Genomic DNA, 6,082 nt, shown 5'->3' on the forward strand with positions numbered 1-6,082 from the left:
TCAACAACAGCCGTTCCTTGCACTTCTTCTTGGGTGCATGGCCTGTAATCGGCATCTGGTTTACTGCACTGGGCATCAGCACCATGGCATTTAACCTGAATGGCTTCAACTTCAACCAGAGCATCATTGACTCACAAGGTCACGTGATCAACACCTGGGCTGATGTACTTAACCGCGCTAACCTAGGTTTCGAGGTAATGCACGAGCGTAACGCTCACAACTTCCCTCTAGACCTAGCTGCGGCTGAAGCTACTCCTGTTGCTTTGACTGCTCCAGTCATCAACGGTTAATTTCAACTTGGTTTAATACGCTAAGTTAATAAAAAGCGCTCTCCATATGGGGAGCGCTTTTTTGTTTGATAGTAAGCTATCAGCTATCAGCTAATGGGCTAGGCGCACGCTACTTGAGTTGCTATCAACTTAATTAGTAATGGGTGAAACCGACCAAAATTGGCAGTTTCACCCATTACTAATTCAACTAATTGTTGAGTTTTGATTGAGCACAGCTAGCCACTATTTGGTAGGGATGCTCACCAGACAGAATTCAATAAATTCTATCTATGGCTCGTATACGAGATTGCCATCATCGTTGGCAATGTGCTCATCTAGATCAATGCTGGTCTCATTCAAGTCTCCATTACGTTTCTGGCACTTAGCATTCATGATACTTTCACCGGAGATGTAAGTATCCTGGCAAGTCTCAATGAAGTTGTAAGGTTGCCAGACAAGATTACCATCAAGATTTTCAATGTAAGGGTTCAGGTCAATACAAGTGTAGTTTAAATCATGATTGGCCGTGTAACAATAAGCGCATAACTCAGAATCACTAACATGGGGAACAGAGCAACTGCGGCTAAAGTCACCTGCAAAAGCATTATTGGCCAATACACCAAAGGAGATTGCCACGGTAAACAGAAAACAAGCAATTGTCTTCAAAAGACCTTTCATGATCATTAACTCCAAAAATGGAAACTAACTAGCATCTAAAAACCATTGCAGCGTGTTAATAAATCTGCCGCATGGTGTCAGGTAACCCTGATTTAGGCTTACAAATCAAATCTAGTTAAAAATTTCTGGGTGGTCAATACTTCACTATCTAGATCGAAAAGTGCTTATAATCCTGCAAATTTGTATCAAAATTTACTAATTGACAAACTGCTCAAAACATGAATTGGTCAGTGGCGATGAGATGCACGCTTTGGCCTCCCCCTTTGTGTAGGCTAGGGTTCAACAGGGAATCCCAAAGGGGTGAAAGGAACGAATTTGTATTATATTTTACAAATTGACAAATTTCTCAAAACATGAATTGGTCAGTGGCGATGGCATGGATGGTTTGGGGTCCCGCTTCGCGATTAGCCTGAAGGGCTAGCGCCTTCAAGGGATCGCTACCGATAGTGAGGCTATGGAGGTTTTGGGGTCCCACTTCTTGTAAGCAAACGGATGACAGTGGTGAGGAGGCTTGCTCGGTAATAAAATTTTCCTAGTAAAATTTCCAGCCAAATTTCCCTAAAAGCTTTGATACCGACGCTCACCAACCATAGGTGGGTCGAGCGCCGGACGTCGAGCCTAAAGTTTAAAAGGTGAAAGTGGTTCTGAGGGTACCGATCACCACGTCATCATTGTCAGAACTTTGGTTAGGATTCAAAAGCCAAACTACACCAGGAGTAACGGAGATGTTGTTGTTGAGTTTATACTTATAGAACGCTGAAACCTGGTAGGCAAAATCATTGTCAAAGTTACTGTTGCCATCATCTAAATCCAGTCCTCTGAGGGTTGGTGCCGCACCACCAAAAATTCCCGCCAGATTACCTTTTTTGCCCAAATCGGGAAAAGCGATACCAGCAGCAAAGTTCCAAATTTCCGCATCACCCAAGCCAATCAACTCAGCATCGGTGTAGCCTGCCCAGCCATTGAGTACGATGTTGGGGGTAAGTCTCAAAGAGGTTTCAACACCGAAAGAGTTACTTTCCACTCTTGCTGTATCAAAGTTAACCCTGTCTAAACTGGTAGCATTCCCCAAGGCTGCTGGATTGAGATTAGCCAGGGCCGTGCCAGTACCCCCTAGGATTAAACGGGGTCGTCCATCAGCATTATTTTCGTAACCCCGAATGTAGGTGAATCCAACTTTGAAATCACTACCATAGACCAACTGAGCGATCGCAGAAAAGTTGCCATTGAATAGACCCTGGCCTTCTTGAGGATTGCTAGCGGTGTTGGAGATGTAACCTAAATCAATCCGAACATCCTTGATGGGCTTGATGGCAAGAGCAGCCCCAGCACCGAATGGCCCAATCCGATAGATGGGATTACGTTCAGCAAAACGGGTAATAGCATTGGAACCACCAGCACGACCTTCAAAGAAAGGGTTAACGGTATCGACGTAATAGTGATGCAGTGCTCGGTTAGCCAACAGTTGAACCGTTACTTTATCCCCTAGGGGGAACTTATAGCGCAAGATATCAATAATAACGTCATTACCGCTCGGTCCATCGTAGGTAAAGCGACCTTCTTGAGTTCCGGCCAGTTCACCACCAGCCCCTGTGATCAAAGTTGGGGCATCCCCAGCCTGGAGACGGGTTTGGAGCATGTCCTTACCGGTAAAACTGGTTAAGAAGTTGAGACGAGTCCGGTTGTGAAAAACGGTCTGAACATCATCAGCATCCCCTCCAAAGGCATCAGCTAGAGCAAAGATCACCTCACCCTTGAGTTTAGTGGTGGTGGAAAACTGATGGTCTTCTAAGAACGCTACTCGTCCTTCTAGGTTATCTACTCGTGCCCCTAGGGTAGCCAGTTCTGTTTCAAACTCCTGTATTAACCGTTGCAGACCTTCTAAGTCCTCACGGGTGATAAAATCTCCAGTAACGCCCCCCAGTAAACGCTCAATCTGGTTCAAACAGGAATTCAAACCAGCAGCAAATTCGTAGCGAGTCAAGGCTCGGTTACCTCGGAAGGTAGCATTAGGATAACCAGCAATACAGCCGTAGCGTTCTACCAAAGAGCGTAATGCTTCATAAGCCCAATCTCCAGGGGAAACATCTCTGAGTTGAGACACATTAGTGACTTGTTCCATGGAGTCATCTTCTACAATCTCTCCATTTAGTTGAGAAACACCAGTCACCGGTCCCATCAAGTCATCTTCTGCAGTTTCCCCATCACCGTATGAGGTAACTGATTCTATAGCAGAATCACTATTGGAATTACTGATATCAACCGTATGCCCAGTAGAGGCATCAGCCACTAATGGTAGATCAGAGGGAAGAACAGACTGAGTTAGGGAGGTGACGTCAGGGAGTGCTTCTACCGTCAGGGCTTCTACTGTAGTGCTAGGGTTGACAGCGGATTCTTGAGAGATTGTCTCTTCTGGCAAAGCTTCCTCAGTTGCTGCTACTGCTGAGGATGAAATCAATAGGGTTGCCCCAACAAACAAGGTGGGCGACTTTAGCACAGAGAGCCACAAATTTTTTGATCTGTTCACAGGGTTTCCTCACACTCAATCAGGGTTTTGATAGGTGCGCTTTCCGCATCTAATTATTAAATTCGCCACGGGTCGCACCTCTGGATAAAGTCAACAGGACTACCGTCTCTTCTCAGGTGTGTTACTAATTCATGACAAATTGATGACAATATGGCACACAGAGATAACAGATCAGGAAATACCAGCTTCAGAATTCTGGTAGTTCTTCTGCTCATCTCCCGATCCCGTCATGGTCATTTGTCCTGACTTAGTCTCATTTGAGCCCTTTTTGATCAGTTTTTGATCAAGGGATAGTTTAAGAGACGATTAACTTTACCGATTTAAGAATTACCTTGGATGGAGGTTTTGTTTGTATTTTTTAATACAAAAAATTTTGGCTTTATGGGATTAGAGCATAGTATCGATGTAATTATGACAATAAAATCCGATATTAAATCGGGTTTAACCGCTGTAATCCAAATTTTTGATATATTATAAAAATTTATTTTAATTAATACTATTATAAGTAACAATAAACAATTATCAAATTGGGGAATCGGGAATCGGGAATCGGAACCCACCCCTAACCCCTCCCAGGAGGGGAACGGGAATCGGGAATCGGTAATCGGTAATCGGGAAACAGACTCAGGTGTGGGGTCTGGGTTTGGGGAGTAACTGGCGTGGCCATTGCCAATGCGATCGCATTAGCCAAGGGAACCGGGAATAGGCAAGCTAGCAACAGGGAATAGAGAAACAGGCGGAAGTGAGTTATGCGTGAGTTGTACTTGAATTGGGCTAACTCACAAGCAAAGAGGGCTTACGCCCTCTGATTTTTGGTCAATATAAAAATTGAATATAGTTTGGCTAGTATACTTAGAGTGTACCACTTTTTTTGAGCGAGCGATTAAGTGGAGAGCTAAGTAATGACATTTATCAGCCCCAAATTTTCTGAGCATAATATGGTAAAATCTCATTTTTATTTACGATAATATAGCACCAACATTAGCTATATATAAAATTACTAACCTCTTATAATCATGCACTTTTATGGCCGCTAAGGACTTTTACCATGAAGTAGTCAAAACAGCTCTCAACAAGGACGGTTGGACTATTACTCATGACCCTCTAATTCTAGAACTATCATCTGGTCGTCTTGAGGTAGACTTAGGAGCAGAACGTTTAATTGCTGCTCAAAAAGATCAGAGGCGAATTGCTGTAGAGGTCAAGAGTTTTTTAGCACCTTCTACTACCTCAGAATTTCACACGGCACTCGGACAATTTCTGAATTATCGCGTTGTTTTAAAGGTAAAAGAGCCAGGTAGAGTACTTTTTCTAGCCGTACCGAGTAAAGTATATCGCAACTTTTTTCTTGAGGAGCTAGGACAGTTAAGCGTAAAAGAGTACAAGGTAAAACTAGTAGTTTTTGACCCAGACGAGGAGGTAGTTGTACAGTGGAACGATTGAACCAGTATCGGCAATGGATTCAGCAGGTGTTAGCTCGACATAACCAGTTTGTACCTTCTTATGGTGAGATTGAACAATTTACAGTTTTTGACCACAACGATGATCATTACTTACTAGTAACAGTTGGCTGGGAAGGTGACCGCCGAGTTTGTGGTTCGTTGATCCATATTGATATTAAAGGAGGAAAAATCTGGATTCAACATGATGGTACTGAGGTGGGTGTAGCCAATGAGCTCGTAGAATTAGGAGTACCTAAGTCAGAAATTGTCATCGGTTATCATGACCCCAACGCACGTAAGTTGACAGAATTTGCAGTAGGATGAAAGGTGAGTTATGCCTGAGTTGTACCTGAGTTGGGCTAAGTCCCTAGGCAAGAGCGTTATAGTTTGAGTAGCTCATCTAACCTAGACCATGCCACGCTCACTGAGAGTTCGCCCAGAGTATATTGACCAGGTCAAACTAGCCGTTCAACGCAACGGTTTCCCTCGCCAGAAAGATTTAGCTGACGAGTTATTGATATCTCTATCAACCGTCAATAATTATCTCAATGGGAAAGCTGTAGATAACCTGAATTTCAAAGAAATTAGTGAAAAACTGGGGCAAGACTGGAACGCCATAGCATTCTTTGACGAAAATACTGGCAATGATACGTCAGCCCATGGGACAGTAAACTCAGAGGTAGTGATCACACACTGCCCTGAAGAAGACTCTTCATTGATTTATGTCCAACGTCCTCCCATTGAACAGTCTTGTTATCAAGCCCTTTTAGGTCCCGGTGCGTTGGTCAGGATTAAAGCCCCGAGGCTGATGGGGAAGACATTGCTCATGGTGAGAATGTTGGATCAGTTTGCGGAGAAGGGCTACCGAAAGGCGTATGTAAATTTCCACTTAGCCCATAGCAATGACTTGACCGATGTCGATCGATTGTTCAAGTGGTTTTGTATCAGTGTTGGCCAAACCTTGAAGATACCGAATCGGTTAAGAGACTATTGGGATGAAGACTTTTCCACCGCTAAGGTGGATTGTACGGAATACTTTGAGAAGTGCGGCTTGTTCTAGGTAGGAGCCTCCCTCGTGCGGGAGGGGTATGACCTAGGTAACTCGCGGGGATAAAACCCCAAAAGTTATAACTGTCCTTCGGATGGTGGTGAAAATCCACCCCTTT

At 43.9% G+C, this 6,082-nt stretch carries 6 protein-coding genes and 1 pseudogene; 4 read left to right on the forward strand and 3 right to left on the reverse strand.

Translation table 11 applies throughout. The features are described from left to right. Positions 1-290 (forward strand): annotated as a pseudogene (locus tag F6J94_RS28535) (photosystem II q(b) protein); the annotation flags it as partial. A gap of 267 nt (positions 291-557) precedes the next feature. Here F6J94_RS28535 and F6J94_RS28540 read toward each other — a convergent pair. The 3 genes from F6J94_RS28540 to F6J94_RS28550 form a co-directional block, all read right to left on the reverse strand. Next, on the reverse strand, positions 558-947 hold the full coding sequence (locus F6J94_RS28540; RefSeq protein ID WP_293046613.1) for a CVNH domain-containing protein: 390 nt from the start codon (positions 945-947) through the stop codon (positions 558-560). 625 nt (positions 948-1,572) lie between these two features. Further along, positions 1,573-3,474 (reverse strand): iron uptake porin, encoded by a 1,902-nt coding sequence (locus F6J94_RS28545; RefSeq protein ID WP_293046615.1) that lies wholly within the window; start codon positions 3,472-3,474, stop codon positions 1,573-1,575. 562 nt (positions 3,475-4,036) lie between these two features. After that, complete coding sequence (locus F6J94_RS28550; protein WP_293046617.1) at positions 4,037-4,192, reverse strand: hypothetical protein; 156 nt, start codon at positions 4,190-4,192, stop codon at positions 4,037-4,039. A 308-nt stretch (positions 4,193-4,500) separates the two neighbouring features. Here F6J94_RS28550 and F6J94_RS28555 point away from each other — a divergent pair, with 308 nt between their 5' ends. The 3 genes from F6J94_RS28555 to F6J94_RS28565 all read left to right on the forward strand — a co-directional run bounded on the left by F6J94_RS28555 (position 4,501) and on the right by F6J94_RS28565 (position 5,976). Next, positions 4,501-4,917, forward strand: a complete 417-nt coding sequence (locus tag F6J94_RS28555) for an element excision factor XisH family protein (protein WP_293046619.1) — start codon at positions 4,501-4,503, stop codon at positions 4,915-4,917. Beyond that, positions 4,905-5,240, forward strand: a complete 336-nt coding sequence (locus F6J94_RS28560) for a XisI protein (RefSeq protein WP_293046621.1) — start codon at positions 4,905-4,907, stop codon at positions 5,238-5,240. The genes F6J94_RS28555 and F6J94_RS28560 overlap by 13 nt, the downstream gene beginning before the upstream one ends. Before the next feature lie 88 nt (positions 5,241-5,328). Further along, positions 5,329-5,976 carry an AAA-like domain-containing protein gene (locus F6J94_RS28565; protein WP_293046623.1) on the forward strand — a complete coding sequence of 216 codons (648 nt, stop codon included), beginning with the start codon at positions 5,329-5,331 and terminating at the stop codon, positions 5,974-5,976. The last annotated feature ends 106 nt before the right edge of the window (positions 5,977-6,082 follow it).

It is taken from the genome of Moorena sp. SIO1F2 (genome assembly GCF_010672755.1).
Taxonomy (GTDB): Bacteria; Cyanobacteriota; Cyanobacteriia; order Cyanobacteriales; family Coleofasciculaceae; genus Moorena.